The organism is Flavobacterium gelidicaeli, from assembly GCF_013294005.1.
Classification (GTDB): domain Bacteria; phylum Bacteroidota; class Bacteroidia; order Flavobacteriales; family Flavobacteriaceae; genus Flavobacterium.
Window position 1 is genome coordinate 145,789 of sequence record NZ_JABSNK010000004.1, and the last position, 21,196, is coordinate 166,984.

Below are 21,196 nucleotides of genomic sequence, written 5' to 3' on the forward strand. Positions count from 1 at the left end.
CTCCTCAATATGTTTTTTAATTCCCTAAGCTTCGCGGTTTTTTTGCCAATCGTTTTTCTGTTATACTGGTTTGTTTTTAATAAAACCAAAAGCAGCCAAAATTTACTACTCATTTTATCGAGCTATTATTTCTATTCTTGTTGGGATTGGCGTTTTTTGTTTTTATTGGTTTTCTCTACATTTTTAGATTATTATACGGGCATCCAAATTGAAAAAAGCAACAATGACAAAACAAGGAAGTTTTGGTTTTGGTTGAGTATTGGGATTAACTTGGGTTTTCTAGGGGTTTTTAAATATTATAATTTTTTCGCTAGCTCATTTGCTACACTTTTGAGTGATTTTGGATTAAAATCCACTCCTTTTTTACTAGATGTAGTTTTGCCAGTGGGGATTTCGTTTTATACTTTCCATGGCTTATCGTATGTAATTGATATTTATAAAAAGAGAATCAAAGCCGAATATAATTTTGTGGATTATTCGCTTTTTGTATCCTATTTTCCTTTATTGGTTGCTGGTCCAATTGAGCGAGCTACACACTTATTACCACAAGTCAAAGTAAAACGCAGCTTTGATTTTGAAAAAGCCAAACAAGGTTTGTTTCAGTTTATTTGGGGATTGGTTAAAAAAGTAGTCATAGCAGACACTTGCGCAACTTATGCCAATGCTATCTTTGATAATTATACCCACATGAATTCGTGGTCCTTAATTTTAGGAGCTGTTTATTTTGCTTTTCAAATTTATGGTGATTTCTCAGGCTATTCGGATATGGCATTGGGAATGTCAAAATTATTCGGAATTGATTTACTACGTAACTTCAATTACCCTTATTTTTCTAGGGATATCGCCGAGTTCTGGCGCCGTTGGCACATTTCGTTGTCATCGTGGTTCAAGGATTATTTATATATTCCGCTTGGAGGGAGTAAAGGAGGGAAGTCACAACAAATACGCAATACGTTTATCATATTTGTAGTTAGTGGTTTTTGGCATGGCGCCAACTGGACGTATCTTGCTTGGGGATTTATCAATGCGTTGTATTTCTTGCCTCTTTTACTACGAAATAAAAATCGTTCAAATATCGAAATGGTACAATTGGAATGGAATTTTGCTTCCGCAAAAGAGATCCTGCATATCGTATACACTTTTGCATTAGCTTGCTTGGCGTGGGTGTTTTTTAGAGCGAAATCCATCACAGATGCGGTTCTTTATATTAAAAGGGTTTTTACCGAAGGAAGTTTTACTTCACAATACCTTTCAAACGAACGCTATAATTATGAATTATTACTTATGATTGGGCTGTTTGTAATTGTAGAATGGAACAATCGATTCAAAGAAGAACCTATTTCTGGAAAAAACAGTTGGTTGCGACTAAGTCTTGCCGTTGTTGCTATTTTAGCTTTCGGAACTTTTTCGGATTACAAAGAATTCATCTACTTCCAGTTTTAAAAACCTATTGAATAGACCATGAAAAAGTTTCTACTTTTAATTTTAAAAATAATAGTGCTAACCGCAATCCTAGCGATAGTATTAGATTTTGGGTACACTTCTGTTTATTTACAATCAAAAAATAGAGGAAAAATTGATTCTGTATTTAATTCAACTGCAGGTGATTATGATGTAGTAGTTTTAGGTTCTTCTAGGGCTAACAATCATTTTGTGACCGAATTATTCGAAAAGAAGGGACTGAAAGCTTTTAATTTCGGGATGAGTGGAGGCCATTTGTACGAAGCTTCATTGTTACTTAAATTGATGATTGAACGCAACTATGTAATTAAAAATGTGATTCTAGAAGCCGACTTAAATTTATCCAATGATCACGAAGCAGAAGGGATTTCGGCTAAGTTTTTACCTTATTTACACCGTTCTGAAACTGTGAAAAAACATTTTGATAAGCAAGACGATTTTAACGAGCTCTATTATATTCCGTTTTACAGGTACCTCAAGTTTGAAACAAGAATAGGTTTTAGAGATATGTTTAAAACCGCTATAAAGGAACCTACTAGAATTTTGGATAATAAAGGCTATTATCCTTTAGGCAATACAACTAAAGGAAATATGAAAAATAATATTGTCAACTTAAATCCTTTACCACATAATAAATATTATGAAGAGATTAAAGCGGTTTGTAAAGCCAATAATATTCATTTCATTGCTATCATGACGCCCATGTGTGAGAATGTTGTGGGAATGAATTATTTTGATAAAGTACATAAGGCTTACCCTGAAATTCATAATTATGAAAATGTAGTAAAGGAAAATAAGTATTTTTCATCTTGCGGACACATGAACGATGCAGGTGCTCGTATTTTTACGACTGTAGTAATTAATGATTTTTTTAAATCCAATAAATGAAGATAGCTTTTTTAACTCCTGAATATCCACACGTACTTACGGGTGCTTCTGGCGGGATTGGAACTAGTATTAAAAACCTAGCACTGGGACTTGTGGCTGAGGGCTGTGTTGTTCGCGTACTTGTTTATGGTCAAAAGAAAGACAGTGTTTTTGAAGATAATGGGATTACAATCCAACAGATTAAAAATGTTAAAATAAAGGGGTTGTCTTGGTTTTTTACTCGAAAAAAACTGCAAAGAATAATTGATAAACTGCATGATGATCAAAAAATTGATCTTGTAGAAGCACCAGATTGGACCGGAATCACTTCTTTTATTTCCCCTAAAAAGTGTCCGGTTGTTATTCGATTGAATGGCTCCGATACTTATTTTTGTCATCTTGATCAGCGTCCCGTAAAATGGAAAAATAAATTTCATGAAAAAAGAGCCTTGCAAAAAGCAACTGGATTGCTTGCTGTAAGTCAGTTTACTGCTGATACCACAAATAAAGTTTTTGGTTTAAAGGAACAATTTTATATTATCCCCAATGCTATTGATACAGCTACTTTTAAGAGAAATCAGGAAATAGAAGTAGTACCCAATACCATTTTGTATTTTGGAAGTTTGATCCGTAAAAAGGGATTGCTTGAACTACCATTCATCTTCAATGAAGTCCTTATAAACAATCCTACTGCTCAATTACTTTTAGTAGGTAAGGATGTGCCTGATATTATTTCAGGATCCACTTCTACATGGGAAATGATGCGCGGTTTATTTACTCAAGACGCCTTGCTTAATGTAAGCTATATTGGAGCTGTACCTTATGATGCGATACAAACGCATATTAATCAAGCCAGTGTTTGTGTTTTTCCTTCTTTTGCAGAAGCATTACCAGTTTCTTGGATTGAAGCGATGGCAATGGAAAAAGCGGTAGTAACGTCTAACATTGGTTGGGCTACAGCTGTTGTAGAAGATGGCTTGAGTGGTTTTTTGGTTAATCCAAAAAAACACGCGCTATATGCGAACAAAATAAATAGCTTGCTTAAGAATAACTCAATGCAACAGGAATTTGGTTTGGCAGCAAGACAAAAAGTGATGCAGCAATTTAGTATTGATGTCGTGGCAAAAGAGAGTTTGTCTTATTATAAATCGTTAATAAAATAGCCATTGATTTTTATTTATCACTCCCTTAAAAAAATTGCTACAATTGAAGATCATTTAGGACAACCAATAGCTTTAGATTTTGGGCTTTCAATTGCAGAAGGATTGTTTCAGCTTGCAGTTCGATATCCTAATAGTTGTATTGTTTGGTGTGCGGTTGCCTGCCAAGATAATTTAAACGTTGGGGAGTTAAGCAAACTGTTCCATCATGATAAATTACTGCTCTCGTATGACCCCAATACTGCTAATTATTTAGGAAATATGATTGGTTATGTTGATGAGTCGTTGTTTGTAAAAGTAAATAAAAAAGTATGTTTCCCTACGTGGCAAATGAGTAGTGCAGTAGGAATGATTCATGCATCGGTAGTATTAGCAGTTGGTAAAGAAATTCCATTTAACTCGGATTTTGATTATTATCTGAATTCTTTAGCAAAATTATTGATGCCTAAAGGATTGCTCTGCTATTCAGAACCGCAACTTTTTAAAAATTGCGATAGCAAAGAAATTACAGGACACTCAAACTTCATTCTTTTCCGTTTTGTTAAGCAACATTATAAAACACGTTGGATTTTTATATTGTTATTTAATCTGTTTTTTTTCGAAAAGAAATTACTAGTATTTCCTTTTCTAGCTTCCTTTTTCTATAAAAAAAGAAACAATACCAACATTAATCTGGATAAAATACCCGTAGCATCTTCCCGAAAAGTAGTTCGCGATAAAAGTATTGATGTTATTATTCCAACAATAGGAAGGAAGGCCTATTTGTATGCTGTTTTGCACGATTTAGCGAAGCAAACGCTCCTTCCTGAAAAAGTAATTATTGTGGAGCAAAACCCAATTGCAAATAGTATATCTGAATTGGATTATTTAGTAAATGAGCGTTGGCCCTTTGAAATAAAACATATTTTCACCCATCAGGCTGGAGCTTGCAATGCTCGTAATGTAGCTTTAAAAGAAGTGAAGAGTGAATGGGTTTTTCTTGCGGATGATGATATTGTTTTTGAATCAAATTTTTTTAAAGAGGCTTTTTATTTTATCGAACAATTTGGTGCCGGGGCGGTATCGTTTCGTTGTTTACGAAAAGGAGAGAAAACAAGTTTAAATACCGTAGTACAATGGATTAGTTTTGGTTCAGGTTGCAGTATAGTAGCTTCTCGAAATTTAAATACATGTAGTTTTGGTATGGGCTATGAATTTGGTTACGGAGAAGATAGTGATTTTGGAATGCAATTACGGAATCAGGGTCATGATATTTTGTATTTTCCTGAACCCTCTATTCTCCATTTAAAAGCACCCATAGGCGGTTTTAGGATAAAGCCCATTTTGAAATGGGGTAATGATAAGATCCAACCCAAACCTTCCCCAACGGTGATGTTGTATTTATTAAGTAATGCTACTAGAGCGCAATTTTTAGGCTATAAGACAATATTGTTTTTCAAATATTATCAAAATCAAGCGCTTAAAAGTCCTTTTTCCTATTATATCAATTTTAAGAAACAGTGGAATAGTAGTGTTTTTTGGGCTAATGAATTAAATTGTAAAGAATGAAGTTTTCTCTAATTGTCTGTACGTATATGCGACCTGAACCTTTGCTGAAATTATTGCAATCAGTTCAAAGTCAAACTCTATATCCCGATGAAATTTTAATTATAGATGGATCCAATAACGAGGCAACTGCAATAGTGTTAAACGGGAATCCATTTCAAAATTTAAACTATTTTAAAGTTAGTGATGCCGATCGCGGATTGACCAAACAAAGAAATTTTGGTATAGCTAAACTAGGAAGTGAGATTGAAATTGTTTGTTTTTTAGATGATGATATTGTTTTAGAAAAAGATTACTTTGAGCAATTGCTCAAAACATATCAGGTTTTTCCAGAAGCCTTAGCGGTAGGTGGTTTTATCAAAGAGGGGAATGAATGGGAATATGTAGGTGACAATTATACCCCCACGATAAATGAATTTTATTATGATGGCTGGAAACAGCATGAAGGAAGTAGATTTGTTCTTAGAAAAAAGTTAGGATTGGATAGTGATTGTCCTCCAGGATATTCCTCGTTATATTCACATGGACGCAGTGTAGGGTTTTTACCTCCAACTGGTAAAACATACGAAGTAGAAATGCTGATGGGTGGGGTTTCTTCGTTTAAAAAAATAGTGTTTGACACGATTAAGTTCTCTACTTATTTTGAAGGATACGGACTCTATGAGGATGCTGATTTTACACTTCGTGTTTCTAAATTGGGGAAGATGTACCTGAACACAGCGGCCCAGTTAAATCATTATCACGATGCCTCTGGAAGGCCTAATCAATATCATTATGGTAAAATGGTCGTTAGGAATGGCTGGTACGTTTGGCGTGTTAAAAATCCAAATCCTAAGAGGAAAGACCAATTCAAATGGCATGCCATTACCATCGTATTGACATTAATTAGGTATAGTAATGTGGTAACTACAAGGGCAAAAAAAGAGGCTTTTACTGAAGCAATTGGTAGAACTGTGGGTTGGTGGAGTTTATTATTCAATGAGCCAAAAAATTAAAAATGAAATTCCTCATTATCACAAACGTTCCACATATCATAGAAAAAAAACATATTTTTGCTTATGCTCCTTATGTAAATGAAATGAATATTTGGACAAAGCATGTTGATGATTTAGCTATTGTAGCTCCAGAATCAACCCAATTTAAAACGGCCATTGATTCGGCTTATGAACATAATAATATTGAATTTGTAAGTGTCAAAGATTTTGATGTTTTAAGTCCAAAAAATAGTCTGCTTGCTATTTCTAAATTCCCAAAAATCTGTTGGAAAATGTACAGAGCCATGCAAAATGCAGATCATATTCATTTGCGTTGTCCAGGTAATGTTGGTTTATTGGGCTGTTTTGTGCAAATTTTATTTCCTAATAAAATAAAGACAGCAAAGTATGCCGGAAATTGGGACCCAAAATCAAGAAAACCTTGGACTTATAAATTGCAACAAAAAATACTGAGCAACACTTTCTTGACCAGAAACATGCAGGTTTTAATTTATGGAGAATGGGAAGAGCAAACTAAGAACTGCAAATCTTTTTTTACAGCAAGCTATTTTGAAAATGAGAAAAAACCTTTGATCACTAAAAATCTAGACAAGAAAATTGTTTTTGTTTTCGTAGGAGCTTTAGTTATTGGCAAAAATCCGTTGTATGCTATTCATTTAATCGAGCAATTGTATCTAAAAGGTTTTGACGTTTCTTTAGATTTATATGGGGAAGGAGTTGAACGTATCGTTTTAGAAAATTATATTTTAAAAAATAATTTAGCTGAGGTTGTAACTCTAAAAGGAAATCAAGATCGGGAAGCCTTGAAAGCGGCATACCAAGAAAGTCATTTTGTTTTGCTTCCATCCGCTAGTGAAGGCTGGCCGAAAGCCCTTGCCGAAGGAATGTTTTGGGGTTGTGTTCCTATTGCTACCGCTGTTTCCTGTGTTCCTTATATGCTGGACTACGGAAAAAGAGGGGTTTTATTAGATATAAAAATTAAAGAAGATGTGACTAAAATTGCATCGCTTTTAAATAATAAAGAGGAATACTTAATTCAACAAAAAGCCGCTTTTACTTGGTCACAAAACTACACACTTGATGTTTTTGAAACTGAAATTAAAAAATTATTAGTCTAATGCGTATTGTTCAAATCATAGATTCTCTTGAAGCGGGTGGTGCAGAGCGCATGGCGGTAAATTATGCCAATGCTTTGGCGCAAGAAATTTCGTTTTCGGGATTAGTAGTTACTAGAAATGAAGGAGCATTGTTGAATGAAATAAATTCTAAATGTTCTTATCTGTTTTTGAATAAAAAACAAACTATTGATGTTCAGGCTGTTTTTGAATTAAGACAGTATATCGTGACACATAAGGTAGCTATTGTTCATGCTCACGGAACCTCCTTTTTTATAGCTGTTTTGTTAAAAATTAGTTACCCTAAAATTAAAGTCATTTGGCATGAACACTATGGTGCCAGGGTGAATCAAACCGCAAGTGCTAATGCGGTTTTGATTTTATGTTCTTTGTTTTTTAATGCTATTTTTGTTGTCAATAAGCAGTTGTTGACTTGGGTAAAACAAAAAACATTTTGTAAAAATGCGTATTATATTCCCAACTTCACTGCCTTTGATATACAAAAAAAGGGAACGACCATTTTACAAGGGAATGATGGACAACGAATTGTTTGTGTAGCTAATTTAAAACATCCTAAAAATCACTTGGCTTTACTACGTGCTTTTAAAGACTTAAATGTACCTAACTGGACATTGCATTTAATAGGTGAAGAGTATGATGATGATTACTCCAAAGCGATTCGGGATTATATCAAATTAGAAAACTTAGAAGAATTTGTGTTTCTATATGGCGCAAAAAGGGATATTGAAAATATTTTGTCACAAGCTACTATAGGTGTTTTATCCTCTACTGCTGAAGGTTTTCCTGTTTGTTTGTTAGAATATGGATTGGCTGGACTTCCTACCCTATCTACAAATGTAGGCTCTTGTTCAGAGGTTGTTGCAGACAATTTAAGTGGTTTACTTTTCGACCCTAATAACGAAGACGAATTAAAAAACCAACTGTATAAAATCATTTCAGATAAGCCACTCAGAGATCGTTTTGGGCTATATTTGCAGCAATCAGTACTTAGAAAATATTCAAAAAGTATTATTTTAAAGCAATTAATTGCTAAATACGAAGAAATTAAAAATGACTAAAGAAGAAATTAACTATCTCAAATTAATACTTTTTCACGTAGGAATTGGATTTCTTATTTATCTATTTCCGTTTACGTCTAAAATATATGGGTATTCCATTTTTATTTTTGGGACTTATTACGTTATAAAAAGTCAAAACAGCAATAATGAAGTGCTTATTGTTGCGGCTTACCTCGTGGGTAGTGAGGTATTTCTGCGGATGACAGGAGGAAATCCTTTGTATGAGATTACTAAGTATGGCGTGGTTTTTTATATTTTAATAGGGATGTATTACAGTGGTTTTTCAAAAGGGGCTTTTCCGTATTGGATTTTTTTATTGCTACTCATTCCGGGGGTGATTATGGCGACTTATTCCTTAAACTATGATTCAGATATTAGAAAAACAATTGCTTTTAATATTTCGGGTCCTGTTTGTCTCGGAATTGCTTCACTCTATACCTTTAGAAGAAAAATAGCATTGGAGAAAATGAATGATATCCTATTAAGTATGGGATTACCTATTGTTTCTTGTATGGTGTATTTAACGTTTTATACGCCTAATGTTAGAGATGTAATTACCAGTACACAGTCTAATTTTGAAACCTCTGGAGGTTTTGGCCCCAACCAAGTGGCGACCTTTTTAGGATTAGGGATGTTTATCTTTTTTTCGAGGATTATACTAGAGTCTAAAACCAAAATTATGGTAGCGATCAATCTAATTCTTGCACTTAATATCACTTATAGAGGAATGGTTACCTTTTCTCGTGGTGGAATGATTACTGGTTTTTTGATGATACTGTTGTTGCTTGTTTTTCTGTACTTTAAAACAAATGGTGGAGGTAAGGTGAAATTAGGCTCTATAATGGTTTTAATTACAGTTGCATTACTTTCGGCTTGGAGTTATACTTCTTTTCAAACAGATGGTTTAATTAATAAACGCTATGCTAATCAAGATGCAGCGGGTAGGGCAAAGGAAAGTCAGTTTACTGGTCGAGAGGATATTGCTCAAAACGAAATCAATACGTTTTATAAAAACCCGCTATTGGGAGTAGGGACTGGTGTTGCAGCCGAATTGCGAGAAAGAGAGACAGGGATGAAAGTGTTGTCACACGATGAAATTACTAGGATGCTTGCTGAGCATGGTATGCTAGGGATACTAGCGCTAGCAATACTTTTTTTAACTCCTTTGTTTTTATATTTTGAAAATAAATTCAATATGTATTTGTTGTGTTTTGTTGCATTCTGGTTTTTAACCATTAACCACGCTGCAATGAGAACTGCTGTACCCGCTTTTGTATATTCGTTGTCTTTGCTTAATGTGCAAATTTTTCAAAATCAGAAGAATAAAGAGTGACTTAGTCCGTTTGTAATTGTAAGTTGCATTACTCATTTTGGCTGTAATTTAAAAGGATTAATTAGTAATTGAAATTCTATTTGGAGGTGTTTTCTAATTCGAAAATGCTAAATTGCAGCCCAAACCACGATACAATAATGTTTAAAAATAAAATTCACTTCGAAATTTCTGAAAGGAAAATGCTGCTTCATTCTATCGATGTATTCGTAGTTTTATTTGTATTGTATTTTGTAGGGACTCTTTTTGAACTGGACTACTTACGTGTTTCGGTAACTAATTATCATTGGGCTATTGTATTGGCTGTTTACATCAATGTTTTTGGAGCTATCTTCGAAATGTACAATTTACAGGTAGCTAGTAATGAATTTCAGGTTTTGAAAAGTACGTTGCTAACCGTTTCCACTACTGTTTTGGTGTACCTCTTAACACCAATTTTTTCTCCACTATTACCAAAAAATCGTTTGCAAATAATCACTTTTTACCTTGTTGTATTAATTGCTCTTTTTTTATGGAGGATTTTTTATGTACGGTTATTGGCATCACATCGTTTCTATCAAAATGCTATTTTAATATGTGATAACGATCAAGTCGAAGAATTAATTTTAGGTTTGGAGAATATTGATCCCCATTATAAAATTGTAGGTTATGTAAGTGCTGATAGTATTGAAGACGCAATTGCTAGAACACATTATGTTCCGCATATTAAAAAAGAAGATTTGTATTCGTATGTAAAAGAAAATAAGGTTTCTGAAATAGTAATCGCTTCCCAAAAAACCGAAGGAATTACTAGTGATCTTTATTTGCAGTTATTGCATTTATTGGAGTCTGGTAATATGATTAGAGAATATGTACAGGTTTATGAAAGTAAAACACAACGCATTCCAGTACAATTTCTTGATAGGGATTTTTATCGTTTCTTCCCTTTTAGCAGAAGCAATCAAAACAAGTTATATCTTTCGGTAATTAGGTTGTTAGAAGTTGGTTTTTCCATTGTAGGCATAGCCATCGGCGCTGTACTAGTTCCGTTTATCTTGTTGGGTAATTTCTTAGGGAATAACGGTAAGTTATTTTACACGCAAGAACGTGTAGGTAGGGATGGTGTTCTTTTTAAGATCCTTAAGTTTCGTACTATGATTAAAAATGCAGAAACTGATAAAGCTGTTTTTGCAACTTATAATGATGAAAGGGTAACGAAATTTGGGAAATTTCTAAGAAAAACACGTATAGACGAATTTCCACAGTTTGTAAATGTACTAAAAGGAGAGATGGCAATTATTGGTCCGCGTCCTGAAAGACCTTATTTTGTTAAAGAAATTGCTGATAGAATGCCATTTTACACCACAAGGCATATTATTAAGCCAGGGCTTACAGGTTGGGCACAGGTGAATTATACTTATGGTGAAACTATTGAAGACAGTTTGATTAAGCTGCAATATGACTTATATTACATTAAGCACAGAAGCTTTTATTTGGATTTGAATATTGCAATTAAAACGATTACGACAATAGTTTTGTATCGCGGTCAATAGTTATTACTAGATAATTATAGGAATCTTCTTTTTATTCTTAATCGCTAATCGTACCAGAATTGTAGCACTAGTAAACACCATAGGTAGTACAATTAACACATGCGCTTTGTTGATTAAAAGCACTACATAGATTGCTAAACAAAGTAGGTTGGCAACAGTCAACTTATAAATTAAGCCACTGTTTTTAGTTATTATAAAATACAGCAGTATAAATAATAGCGGGTTGAATAATAAAATATTATAATTCCATGCTAACTCTTGATGGAAAGAATAAAATCCCGCAAAAACAAAAAACGCTCCCAGTAATGCCATTATTAAAAGGTAAAATTGATTTACGCTTTTACTGTTTATCAATACTACTATAGCAAGTAGCAACAAATAAGTGTAGGCATTATTCCACCATGAAAACGGACTTTCGGTTTCGTAGGATAGTATTGTATGTGTTTTATTAGCTAGTAAATGATTCTCAAAAGATGTTTTTTCTAAGCTTTTCATTAATTCAAACGGAAGGAAAATTTGTGTTCCCATACGGTCTACTTTCTCTCCAAAAATAATACTCGTTCCTAATTTCTCGTAAAAATGATGGTCAAAATAAGGAAATAAGATTGTTCTGTAGGTTAGGTTCGTATCTGCATTTTTTACAATTGCCTTTGTTTTTAAGGTTTTGTTGAGGATGTCTACTACCATTGAGGTGCAATTCTTGTCTATAAATTTATAGGTGTAGTAGCTTTCTCCTGACGATAATGAGGTTTTTAAGTTGTCAAATAAATCTTGCTTTAATTGTTGCGATACGTTTAACTCTTGTTCGTAAACCGCTCTTTTTTCATAGGTGTACTCATTAATAAAGTCAGTATAGGGATGTGCTACAGCAAAATATTGTAAGTCGCCTTTTACGAATTTCAAAACAAAGTTGGGCGTATTAAAGTCAAAAGCACCATAGTTGTAAACAATGTCAATGAAGTTTTTTGGATCTGCGATTCTAATTGCGGTGTGTCCAAAAAGGGAATAGGATTCATTACCGGTTCCGCAGGTTAATACGCTAACCTTTGTTTCGTTTGATAAAGTTAATTTTTGTGCAGATAAATTACTTATCGAACAGATAAGAAAGATATAAAGAGAAGCTATTTGTAAGAATGAAGTTTTCATTAGTCTGTTTTTTTAAGCGTAAAATCAGTTTCTAAAAAGGGATAAATCTACTTTTAAAGAAAAAATATTAGAGTATAAAGCGGTGCTTTGGTTTCCTAAATCTGTTAGGGCGTAGTCTACTTGGATTCCTTTGTATTTGAATCCTAAGCCTATATTGGGTTGAAAAGTAGTTTTTTCAGAACTGTCTAGTTGCACCACATTTTGAAAGTTACCAACTCCTGCTCTAAGAAAAACCAAGTTAGTATATCCAAATTCTAAACCCAATGCAGGATCAATACTTACTGCTTTTGATGAAATAATATCGTTAGTTCTTGTAAATCGCATATTGGCATTGGCTGCAGCCAAAAGACTATAATCATAATGAAATAGAAATTTTTTAGCCATTCCGATTTGAAGTTTCGGGATTGTGATTTCAGAATTTTCAGGAAGTTCTTGATTTTGACCTGGTGCTGCATCGGCAATTTTCTGGTATTCTTTTTCATTAATATTCCATACGTTATACGTAGTAGTAATGTCGCGAACCATCAAACCAAAATTCCAATTGTTTCTTTGGAATTGTATTCCAGCATCAAAACCAAATCCCCAGGAATCGGCAAATTTTCCAATGATTCTTCGAATTACTTTTGCATTTATGCCGTATTGAAAACCGGGAACAGGTAGTTTTCGAGCATAAGAAAAGGTAAAAGCATAGTCAGCAGTCGAAAAAAGACTGATTCTGTTGTAATCAATATTCCCTTGACTGTCGATTAGTTCAGTGGTGTTTAAAATATCATCTACTCCAAAACGGATCAATGAGATTCCGTATGCACTCCTATCATCAATAGGGCTGGCGTAGGCGATGTAGTCGTATTGCGCAATATTAGCAAAATAACTGGCGTGCATCAATGCTATTTGCGAATCTTCTAACTGGGTCAATCCTGCAGGGTTCCAATAGCCTGAATTCACATCAGCTGTTGCTGCAACTGCAGTATTCGACATTCCTAGCGCCGCAGCATCTACACCAATGTTCATAAATTCATTAGAATATTTACGAACAGTTTGGCTGTAATTTGTGCTGAAAACCAAAAGGAATATAAAAAAATGCATCTTTTTCAATCGAACTGTTTTTATAAGCCTTGATGGCTGTTTAATATTTATCAAAAATATAATTTTTTAATGAGCTTAACTCTTCCTTTTAGAAATAAATAGTGTCAAGACAAATTGTATTGACAATCTCTTTTAAAAAATACCGTTCTAAATGAGTTATTATATTAAATTTGCGCTCTTATACCATTAAAACATTGTTATGAATATTAAGAAACACATTCCGAATCTAATTACACTCCTAAATCTATTATGTGGGTGTATCGCGTTAGTTTTTGCTTCTCACGGGGATTATTTTGCTGCTTTTTATTTTGTTTGCTTAGGAATTTTTCTTGACTTTTTTGATGGATTTTTTGCTCGTTTATTCAAAGTTGCTAGTCCGTTAGGGCTGCAATTAGATTCTCTTGCTGATATGGTGACTAGTGGTGTAGTACCCGGTTTTGTTATGTTTTTTATGATGAAAAATAGTCAACATGAAATTGGAACACACGAAATTTGGAATTATTTAGGATTTATTGTCACTATGGGATCTTGCTATAGATTGGCTAATTTTAATATCGATACGCGTCAAACCGAATCGTTTATTGGGTTGCCAACGCCAGCAAATACTTTGTTTATATTGAGTTTGCCGTTAATTTTACAATATTCTGATTCTTTAATAGTGTTAGAAGTGCTAACCAATCAATGGGTTTTATTAGTGATTACTTTGTGTAGCGCTTATATTTTGAATGCTGAGATTCCGTTATTTTCGTTAAAAATAAAAAAGTTTAATCTTAAAGATAATGCACTTCAAATAGGTTTTTTAACTGTTTCCTTAGTTCTTTTAGGGCTGTTTCAGTATTTAGGAGTGGCGCTTGTTATTATTATGTATGTATTGTTGTCTGTAATTAACAATAAAGTGGGCAAAAAAGTAACTGCTTAAATGAGAAAAAAAACAGTTAGAAGAACAACTACCAGAAGAGTTAAAAAGAAAAGTGGCTTTTTATCGGGAGCTGTTGTTAAATTTCTTGTTGGTTTTGCGCTAATTGCTGTATTTGTAGCTGGTTGCTACCACTATAGACAAGGTATTTTGTATTATCTCGGTTTCAAATCAACGGTACTTTCTAAAGAACAAGAAGAAGAAAAACGCCTCTCTGATGTGCGTAATTTTCAGGTTCTTGTTAAACATAAAGGAAAAGCTATTGGGATTGATGTTAGTGAATATCAAGACGCTATTGAATGGCTTGAGGTGGATACTTTAGAAGAAATATATCCTATAAATTTTGTTATTATTCGCGCTACGGTGGGTAATGATCGCTTGGATAGAAAATTTAAGAAAAACTGGCTTGGTGCCAAAGAAAATAAAATGATTCGAGGGGCGTACCATTATTACCGTCCTAATGAGAATTCTATAGACCAAGCTGAGCTGTTTATCAATACAGTAAGCTTGCAAAAAGGGGATTTACCTCCAATATTAGATATAGAACGGTTACCTAAAAATCAATCTATCGCTCGACTTAAAGTAGGTTTGAGACGCTGGTTAGAAAAAGTAGAGGCACATTATAAAGTCAAGCCTATTATTTATACCGGTGAAAGTTATTATGATGATTTTTTAAAAGAAGAATTTAGCGATTACCTTTTTTGGATTGCTAATTATAATTTTTATAGAGAAAAAATTCAAGACGATTGGCTCTTTTGGCAGTTTACGGAAAAAGCCAGCGTGCCAGGTATTGAAGGGAATGTAGATGTTAATATTTTTAACGGTGATTTACAGCAGCTGCAGTTCATTACTATAGAATAGCGAATTTTATTTTTTAAAGAATGCTACAAGTATGAATATAGTCACTAACGCAAGAAAAATAGATACTGAGTATGGATTTGCAAAGTTGACAGTCCATCCTGCCCATGCCAACCTTTTTGGAGGGAAAATTCGAGTATCTTCTTTATTGAAATAAAAAATCCCCAAAACCCAATTATTAGGATCTTGGTGCCATTTTTCTAAGGTTTCTTTTGAAGGTTTTTCTTGGTTCATGCCCAATAAATTAAAATTCAATTTTCTTTTTACGTAGTTCAAAGTTTTGACCTAAGTACACTCTACGTACCATTTCGTCTTCTACTAATTCCTCAGGAACTCCAGCTTTTAAGATTCCTCCTTCAAACATCAGGTAGGTTTTATCTGTGATTGCTAATGTTTCTTGTACATTGTGATCGGTAATTAAAATACCGATGTTTTTATTTTTTAACTGTGCTACAATGCGTTGAATGTCTTCAACAGCAACGGGGTCAACCCCTGCAAAAGGTTCGTCTAATAAAATAAATTTAGGATCAGTAGCTAAACAACGCGCAATTTCAGTACGACGACGTTCTCCACCCGAAAGTAAATCACCGCGGTTGGTTCTAATGTGTTCCAAACTGAATTCGGCTATCAAACTTTCCATTTTAGCAACTTGTTCCTCTTTTGAAAGCTTTGTTAGTTGCAGTACACTCAAGATGTTGTCTTCGATACTTAGCTTTCTGAAAACCGAAGCTTCCTGTGCTAAATACCCAATACCTTGTTGTGCTCTTTTGTACATTGGGTAATCAGTGATGTTTAAATCATCAAGATAAATGTTTCCTGAATTGGGTTTTACCAATCCTACAATCATGTAGAAAGAAGTGGTTTTTCCAGCACCATTTGGCCCTAGTAATCCAACAATTTCTCCTTGATTTACTTCTACAGAAATCCCTTTTACGACACTTCTTCCTTTGTACGTTTTAACTAAATTATCAGCTCTTAAAATCATTTTCTTTGTTTTAAACGTTCTGCGTTTAATTATTTAAACATTGATTTGTTTAATCGCTACAAATTAACGAATAAACAAATCAACAATTTAAAGTGTTAACACTATTTTATTTTTACCAAAGTATCTTTATTGTTCTTGATAGAACACAAAGTGCTTTTTGACAAAAAGGGAATTATTATTTTGTTGCCTCTTCTTCTAACGCTTCCCAAAATTCGTACGCTCTTCTTAAATGAGGGACTACAATTGTTCCTCCTACTAACGTAGCGATTCCCATAGCTTCCATCATTTCTTCTTTAGTTACCCCTTCTTTGTGGCTTGTTTCTAAGTGGTATTTTACGCAATCATCACAGCGTAAAACTGCCGAAGCTACTAATCCTAATAGCTCTTTAGTTTTTACATCAAGCGCACCTGCTGCATAAGCATTAGTGTCAAGATTGAATATTCGTTTTACAATTTTGTTGTTATCGGCTAACAACTTTTCGTTCATTTTAGAACGGTACTCATTAAATTCTTCAATAATAGCTGCCATCTTTATTCTTTTTCTTTTTTATGAACAAATACTGATATAAAAATACTTGCTTCATAGATTAATAACATTGGTATTGCAACAATAGTCTGGCTTACCACATCTGGAGGTGTTACGATAGCGGCAATAATAAGGACTAATACAATTGCATATTTTCTATATTTTCTTAAAAAAGAGGGCGTTACAAGCCCTAGTTTAGTTAGAAAAAAAATGATTATTGGTAATTCAAAAAACAATCCACTAGCTAAAACCGATGTTTTTACCATTCCGATATAGGAATCTAAGGTGAACTGGTTTAAAACAACAGGACTGACCGTAAAAGTAGCCACGAAATTAACCGACATAGGGATTACTACAAAATAGCCAAATAATACTCCTATAAAGAAAAGTAAAGAAGAGAAAAAGATAAAGACTTTTGCGTTCTTCTTTTCGTTTTTATATAAGGCAGGACTAATGAATTTCCAAACTTCCCAGAGAATATAAGGAAAACTCAAGATAAATCCAGCGAGAATACAAATCCAGATAAAGACATTTACTTGTCCCTCCATCTCAGTATTCTGTATAATAAAAGGCATTTCGGTGATGCAAATACTATCTGCAAAACCTAGTGAATGGGATAGCTCACAAAAATACACATAAGTAAAAAAAGTTGGTCTTGTAGGGCCAAATATAATAGTGTCAAATAAATAATCACTAATGAAATAAGTAACACATGCCATAATAATTATTGCAATTGTACTTCTTACTAATAACCATCTCAAGTCTTCAAGATGATCTAAAAACGACATCTCGTTTTGGTTTTTCTTTGCCATTATACTATTCCTTCTTTTAAAATATCGTGTAAGTGTAAAACACCTTGGTATGCATCGTTTTCTACAACAATCAATTGTGTTATAGAAAAATCTTCTAAAATATTTAAAGCATCCGTGACCATGTCATTTGACTGGATTAGCTTTGGATTTTTAGTCATGATGTCTTTAGCAGATAAATCAGCAAAACTATCTCTTTCGTTAAGCATTCTACGAATATCTCCATCGGTAATAATACCAATCACTTTTTCGTTTTCTACCACTGCAGTAACCCCAAGTCTTTTTTCTGATATTTCAAAAATCACTTGTTTTATCGAAGCATCAGGAGCAACCATTGGTTTTAGCGTGTGCTCTAGCATGTCTTTTACACGCAATAATAATTTTTTGCCTAAAGCACCTCCTGGGTGGTATACCGCAAAATCTTCGGGTTTAAAATCTCTCATTTCCATAAGGCAAACTGCTAGTGCATCTCCCATTACTAATTGAGCTGTTGTGCTGCTTGTAGGTGCAAGATTAATTGGGCAAGCTTCTTTTTCTACGGTAGTGTTTAGGATGTAGTCTGATCCTTTTGCTAAAAAGGAAGTCATGTTTCCTGTTATCGCAATAAGGGTGTTTCCGAAACGTTTTAATAACGGAACCAATACTTTTATTTCAGGGCTATTTCCGCTTTTTGAAATACAAATAATAATGTCGTCATTTTGAACCATTCCTAAATCTCCATGAATGGCTTCGGCAGCATGTAAAAACAGTGATGGAGTACCAGTGGAGTTAAAAGTAGCGACCATTTTCTGCGCAATTATTGCGCTTTTTCCTATCCCAGTAATCACTAATCTTCCTTTAGAATTGTAAATTGCTTGGGCTGCATTTGAAAAATTTTCATCTAAAAACGCGCTGAGGTTTATAATCGCCTCACTTTCAGCTAAGATGGTTTTTTTGGCTGTAGCCAATATATTTTCTTTTGATATCAAAACAGAATGTTTAAAATTTGTAAGTGTAAAAGAAATTAGTATCTTTATAATGCAAATTTATACAAAATACCATATAATAAAGAATGAATTCAAACGAAATTGATATCCATAGGGAATTAAAGAAATATTTTGGCTTTAGCCAATTTAAAGGGCTGCAAGAAGCTGTGATAAAAAGTTTGCTTAATAAACAAAATACCTTTGTTATTATGCCTACTGGAGGAGGTAAATCTCTTTGTTATCAACTGCCCGCTTTAATGCAAGAAGGAACGGCGATTGTTGTTTCTCCTTTGATTGCTTTAATGAAAAACCAAGTAGATGCTATTCGAAGTTTGTCTTCAGAAAATGGTATTGCTCATGTTTTAAATTCTTCACTAACTAAGACGGAAATTACGCAAGTAAAAAAAGACATTACCTCTGGTTTAACTAAGTTACTTTATGTGGCGCCAGAATCCTTGACTAAGGAGGAGAATGTTAATTTTTTAAAAGGTGTCACTATTTCTTTTGTCGCTATTGATGAGGCTCACTGTATCTCAGAGTGGGGGCATGACTTTAGGCCTGAATATCGAAATCTAAAAAATATTATTAAGCAATTAGGGGATGTACCTATTATAGGACTTACTGCTACTGCTACGCCAAAAGTGCAAGAGGATATTCTAAAAAACTTAGATATGTCTGGTGCAACTACTTTTAAGGCGTCATTTAATAGACCTAATTTATACTATGAGGTACGGACTAAGACTAAAAATATCGAGTCGGATATTATTCGTTTTATAAGACAGCATAAAGGAAAGTCGGGGATTATATATTGTCTAAGTCGTAAAAAGGTGGAGGCTGTTGCCGAAGTTTTACAAGTGAACGGAATTAGTGCTGTTCCTTACCATGCAGGATTAGATGCTAAAACTAGAGCCAAACACCAAGACATGTTCCTGATGGAAGATGTAGATGTTGTTGTAGCAACTATTGCATTTGGGATGGGGATTGATAAGCCGGATGTGCGTTTTGTAATTCATCACGATATTCCAAAATCGCTAGAAAGTTATTATCAAGAAACCGGTCGTGCTGGTCGGGATGGTGGTGAAGGGCATTGCCTTGCGTATTACTCGTATAAAGATGTAGAAAAACTAGAGAAGTTCATGTCAGGTAAACCTGTGGCTGAACAAGAAATAGGTTTTGCCTTATTGCAAGAGGTTGTTGCTTACGCAGAAACGTCAATGTCAAGAAGGAAATTTTTACTCCATTATTTTGGTGAAGAATTTGATGATGTAACAGGTGATGGTGCTGATATGGATGACAACATAAGAAATCCAAAAACGAAGGTAGAAGCCTTAGAGCAAGTAGTGAAACTTCTTGAAGTAGTTAGGGATACAAAGCATTTATATAAATCTAAAGAAATTGTCTTTACCTTAATAGGAAGAGTTAATGCAGTTATAAAAGCACACCGTACAGATGTTCAGCCCTTTTTTGGTTCTGGTATTTCTTTCGACGAAAAATATTGGATGGCATTATTGCGCCAAGTTCTTGTTGCGGGTTACCTTACAAAAGATATTGAAACTTATGGTATTGTAAAAATAACCGACAAAGGGTTAGACTTTATAAAAAAACCTTCCTCCTTCTTGATGTCTGAGGATCATGAATACAACGGAATCGTAGATGAAGCCATTGTAAGTGCCTCAAAAGTGACGGTAGCAATAGATGCTGTTTTAATGAATATGTTAAAAGACCTTCGTAAAAAAGTAGCTAAAAAAATTGGAGTGCCACCGTTTGTGGTTTTTCAAGACCCTTCACTAGAAGATATGGCTTTAAAATATCCTATTTCATTGCATGAATTAATTAATATTCATGGTGTGGGAGAAGGAAAAGCTAAGAAATACGGCGCTGATTTTGTTGAATTAATTAATCGTTATGTTAATGAGAACGATATTATTCGATCAGAAGATTTAGTGGTTAAATCAACGGGGACTAATTCGGCTAATAAGTTGTATATTATTCAAAATATTGATAGAAAATTATCTCTTGACGATATCGCTAAAGCAAAAGGGTTAACGATGGATTTGCTAATTAAAGAAATGGAACAAATTGTTTACTCTGGAACCAAACTAAATATAAAATACTGGGTTGACGATATGCTCGACGAAGAGCAGCAAGAGGAAATCTATGATTATTTCATGGAATCAGAATCAGATAAAATTGAAGGTGCTCTCAAGGAATTTGAAGGCGATTATGATATGGATGAGCTGCGCTTAATGCGAATAAAATTTATTAGTGAAGTAGCAAATTAGTAGTATGTGCTGGCCAGAATAATCGATAGCGCTTATTAGATAAAAGTAATTAAAAAAACACTTGCAAGAACATTCTTGCAGGTGTTTTTTTATTTGTAGGTTCGTATAATTATTTTATTCAGTTACTGCATTAGGTTTACAGTTAGTGTGTAATTGGAGTAGAAAGGGTTTTTCTTTATAAATACTAATTGCATTTTTTCTATTAATTTCATCACTGGAATTTAAGCTTCAAATTAAATAGAAAGGCAGCTTTTTGCGCCACAGTTTAGGGCAAAGTGAATGAACTAGTATAAATTGGCAACACGAAATTTACGTTCCTATTTAGATGGGAACAATTTATGCAATTTTATTAAACTTAGTTTACTACTTGATCTTCTTAAAAAATCATGCTTAATGACGACTAAGTTAAGCTTATTTTTAGCGAGAATAAATTGTTCCGACTTGAAAAAAGCGTTATGATTCTTATATTCAACTGGTTCTTTTTCTCAAAGACGTATTGGTAAGATAAGTTATAAATGTAATGGTATTTCTGTTTTTAT

Annotated in this window: 19 protein-coding genes; 12 read left to right on the top strand and 7 right to left on the bottom strand. The window is 33.8% G+C overall.

What is annotated here, in order from left to right:
- Nucleotides 1-9: 9 nt before the first annotated feature.
- The 9 genes from HNP99_RS07370 (at nt 10) to HNP99_RS07410 (ending at nt 11,084) form a co-directional block, all read left to right on the top strand.
- Nucleotides 10-1,443, top strand: coding sequence for an MBOAT family O-acyltransferase (locus HNP99_RS07370; protein WP_173852736.1), 1,434 nt, complete (start codon nt 10-12; stop codon nt 1,441-1,443).
- Nucleotides 1,444-1,461: 18 nt separating this feature from the next.
- Nucleotides 1,462-2,349, top strand: a complete 888-nt coding sequence (locus HNP99_RS07375) for a hypothetical protein (RefSeq protein WP_173852737.1) — start codon at nt 1,462-1,464, stop codon at nt 2,347-2,349.
- Nucleotides 2,346-3,491, top strand: a complete 1,146-nt coding sequence (locus HNP99_RS07380; protein ID WP_173852738.1) for a glycosyltransferase family 4 protein — start codon at nt 2,346-2,348, stop codon at nt 3,489-3,491. The genes HNP99_RS07375 and HNP99_RS07380 overlap by 4 nt, the downstream gene beginning before the upstream one ends.
- 3 nt (nt 3,492-3,494) lie before the next feature.
- Nucleotides 3,495-5,036, top strand: a complete 1,542-nt coding sequence (locus HNP99_RS07385) for a glycosyltransferase family 2 protein (RefSeq protein WP_217424401.1) — start codon at nt 3,495-3,497, stop codon at nt 5,034-5,036.
- Nucleotides 5,033-6,028 carry a glycosyltransferase family 2 protein gene (locus tag HNP99_RS07390; RefSeq protein ID WP_173852739.1) on the top strand — a complete coding sequence of 332 codons (996 nt, stop codon included), beginning with the start codon at nt 5,033-5,035 and terminating at the stop codon, nt 6,026-6,028. Before HNP99_RS07385 ends, HNP99_RS07390 begins: the two co-directional genes overlap by 4 nt.
- 2 nt (nt 6,029-6,030) lie before the next feature.
- The gene (locus HNP99_RS07395) at nt 6,031-7,146 is read left to right on the top strand and encodes a glycosyltransferase family 4 protein (protein WP_173852740.1); all 1,116 of its coding nucleotides are present in this window, start codon (nt 6,031-6,033) and stop codon (nt 7,144-7,146) included.
- Nucleotides 7,146-8,222 carry a glycosyltransferase gene (locus tag HNP99_RS07400; RefSeq protein ID WP_173852741.1) on the top strand — a complete coding sequence of 359 codons (1,077 nt, stop codon included), beginning with the start codon at nt 7,146-7,148 and terminating at the stop codon, nt 8,220-8,222. Before HNP99_RS07395 ends, HNP99_RS07400 begins: the two co-directional genes overlap by 1 nt.
- Complete coding sequence (locus HNP99_RS07405) at nt 8,215-9,555, top strand: O-antigen ligase family protein (RefSeq protein ID WP_173852742.1); 1,341 nt, start codon at nt 8,215-8,217, stop codon at nt 9,553-9,555. Before HNP99_RS07400 ends, HNP99_RS07405 begins: the two co-directional genes overlap by 8 nt.
- Nucleotides 9,556-9,692: 137 nt before the next feature.
- On the top strand, nt 9,693-11,084 hold the full coding sequence (locus HNP99_RS07410; protein ID WP_173852743.1) for an exopolysaccharide biosynthesis polyprenyl glycosylphosphotransferase: 1,392 nt from the start codon (nt 9,693-9,695) through the stop codon (nt 11,082-11,084).
- A 6-nt stretch (nt 11,085-11,090) separates the two neighbouring features.
- Here the strand turns inward: HNP99_RS07410 and HNP99_RS07415 are convergent, their stop codons facing one another.
- Together HNP99_RS07415 and HNP99_RS07420 are read right to left on the bottom strand one after the other, a co-directional pair.
- Nucleotides 11,091-12,230, bottom strand: coding sequence for a lipoprotein N-acyltransferase Lnb domain-containing protein (locus tag HNP99_RS07415; RefSeq protein ID WP_173852744.1), 1,140 nt, complete (start codon nt 12,228-12,230; stop codon nt 11,091-11,093).
- Between the two features lie 24 nt (nt 12,231-12,254).
- Nucleotides 12,255-13,325 carry a putative type IX sorting system protein PorV2 gene (locus tag HNP99_RS07420; protein WP_458008618.1) on the bottom strand — a complete coding sequence of 357 codons (1,071 nt, stop codon included), beginning with the start codon at nt 13,323-13,325 and terminating at the stop codon, nt 12,255-12,257.
- Between the two features lie 190 nt (nt 13,326-13,515).
- Between HNP99_RS07420 and HNP99_RS07425 the strand changes: the two genes are divergently transcribed.
- On the top strand, nt 13,516-14,235 hold the full coding sequence (locus HNP99_RS07425) for a CDP-alcohol phosphatidyltransferase family protein (RefSeq protein ID WP_173852745.1): 720 nt from the start codon (nt 13,516-13,518) through the stop codon (nt 14,233-14,235).
- The gene (locus tag HNP99_RS07430) at nt 14,236-15,093 is read left to right on the top strand and encodes a glycoside hydrolase family 25 protein (protein ID WP_173852746.1); all 858 of its coding nucleotides are present in this window, start codon (nt 14,236-14,238) and stop codon (nt 15,091-15,093) included.
- Between the two features lie 6 nt (nt 15,094-15,099).
- Here HNP99_RS07430 and HNP99_RS07435 read toward each other — a convergent pair whose 3' ends face one another.
- The 5 genes from HNP99_RS07435 to HNP99_RS07455 all read right to left on the bottom strand — a co-directional run bounded on the left by HNP99_RS07435 (nt 15,100) and on the right by HNP99_RS07455 (nt 18,378).
- Complete coding sequence (locus HNP99_RS07435; RefSeq protein ID WP_173852747.1) at nt 15,100-15,324, bottom strand: DUF5808 domain-containing protein; 225 nt, start codon at nt 15,322-15,324, stop codon at nt 15,100-15,102.
- 10 nt (nt 15,325-15,334) lie between these two features.
- Complete coding sequence (gene lptB, locus HNP99_RS07440; RefSeq protein ID WP_173852748.1) at nt 15,335-16,075, bottom strand: LPS export ABC transporter ATP-binding protein; 741 nt, start codon at nt 16,073-16,075, stop codon at nt 15,335-15,337.
- Between the two features lie 175 nt (nt 16,076-16,250).
- Complete coding sequence (locus HNP99_RS07445) at nt 16,251-16,604, bottom strand: carboxymuconolactone decarboxylase family protein (protein WP_173852749.1); 354 nt, start codon at nt 16,602-16,604, stop codon at nt 16,251-16,253.
- Nucleotides 16,605-16,606: 2 nt separating this feature from the next.
- Complete coding sequence (tatC, locus tag HNP99_RS07450) at nt 16,607-17,413, bottom strand: twin-arginine translocase subunit TatC (protein WP_173852750.1); 807 nt, start codon at nt 17,411-17,413, stop codon at nt 16,607-16,609.
- Nucleotides 17,413-18,378 (bottom strand): KpsF/GutQ family sugar-phosphate isomerase, encoded by a 966-nt coding sequence (locus HNP99_RS07455; RefSeq protein WP_173852751.1) that lies wholly within the window; start codon nt 18,376-18,378, stop codon nt 17,413-17,415. Before HNP99_RS07455 ends, tatC begins: the two co-directional genes overlap by 1 nt.
- Nucleotides 18,379-18,461: 83 nt before the next feature.
- Between HNP99_RS07455 and HNP99_RS07460 the strand changes: the two genes are divergently transcribed.
- Nucleotides 18,462-20,657 (top strand): ATP-dependent DNA helicase RecQ, encoded by a 2,196-nt coding sequence (locus tag HNP99_RS07460; protein ID WP_173852752.1) that lies wholly within the window; start codon nt 18,462-18,464, stop codon nt 20,655-20,657.
- The last annotated feature ends 539 nt before the right edge of the window (nt 20,658-21,196 follow it).

Bases quoted from the DNA above. Each gene is read 5' to 3' on its own strand.
- HNP99_RS07370 (WP_173852736.1), top strand. From the start codon at position 10: ATGTTTTTTAATTCCCTAAGCTTCGCGGTTTTTTTGCCAATCGTTTTT.
- HNP99_RS07375 (WP_173852737.1), top strand. From the start codon at position 1,462: ATGAAAAAGTTTCTACTTTTAATTTTAAAAATAATAGTGCTAACCGCA.
- HNP99_RS07380 (WP_173852738.1), top strand. From the start codon at position 2,346: ATGAAGATAGCTTTTTTAACTCCTGAATATCCACACGTACTTACGGGT.
- HNP99_RS07390 (WP_173852739.1), top strand. From the start codon at position 5,033: ATGAAGTTTTCTCTAATTGTCTGTACGTATATGCGACCTGAACCTTTG.
- HNP99_RS07395 (WP_173852740.1), top strand. From the start codon at position 6,031: ATGAAATTCCTCATTATCACAAACGTTCCACATATCATAGAAAAAAAA.
- HNP99_RS07400 (WP_173852741.1), top strand. From the start codon at position 7,146: ATGCGTATTGTTCAAATCATAGATTCTCTTGAAGCGGGTGGTGCAGAG.
- HNP99_RS07405 (WP_173852742.1), top strand. From the start codon at position 8,215: ATGACTAAAGAAGAAATTAACTATCTCAAATTAATACTTTTTCACGTA.
- HNP99_RS07410 (WP_173852743.1), top strand. From the start codon at position 9,693: ATGTTTAAAAATAAAATTCACTTCGAAATTTCTGAAAGGAAAATGCTG.
- HNP99_RS07415 (WP_173852744.1), bottom strand. From the start codon at position 12,230: ATGAAAACTTCATTCTTACAAATAGCTTCTCTTTATATCTTTCTTATC.
- HNP99_RS07425 (WP_173852745.1), top strand. From the start codon at position 13,516: ATGAATATTAAGAAACACATTCCGAATCTAATTACACTCCTAAATCTA.
- HNP99_RS07430 (WP_173852746.1), top strand. From the start codon at position 14,236: ATGAGAAAAAAAACAGTTAGAAGAACAACTACCAGAAGAGTTAAAAAG.
- HNP99_RS07435 (WP_173852747.1), bottom strand. From the start codon at position 15,324: ATGAACCAAGAAAAACCTTCAAAAGAAACCTTAGAAAAATGGCACCAA.
- lptB (WP_173852748.1), bottom strand. From the start codon at position 16,075: ATGATTTTAAGAGCTGATAATTTAGTTAAAACGTACAAAGGAAGAAGT.
- HNP99_RS07445 (WP_173852749.1), bottom strand. From the start codon at position 16,604: ATGGCAGCTATTATTGAAGAATTTAATGAGTACCGTTCTAAAATGAAC.
- tatC (WP_173852750.1), bottom strand. From the start codon at position 17,413: ATGGCAAAGAAAAACCAAAACGAGATGTCGTTTTTAGATCATCTTGAA.
- HNP99_RS07460 (WP_173852752.1), top strand. From the start codon at position 18,462: ATGAATTCAAACGAAATTGATATCCATAGGGAATTAAAGAAATATTTT.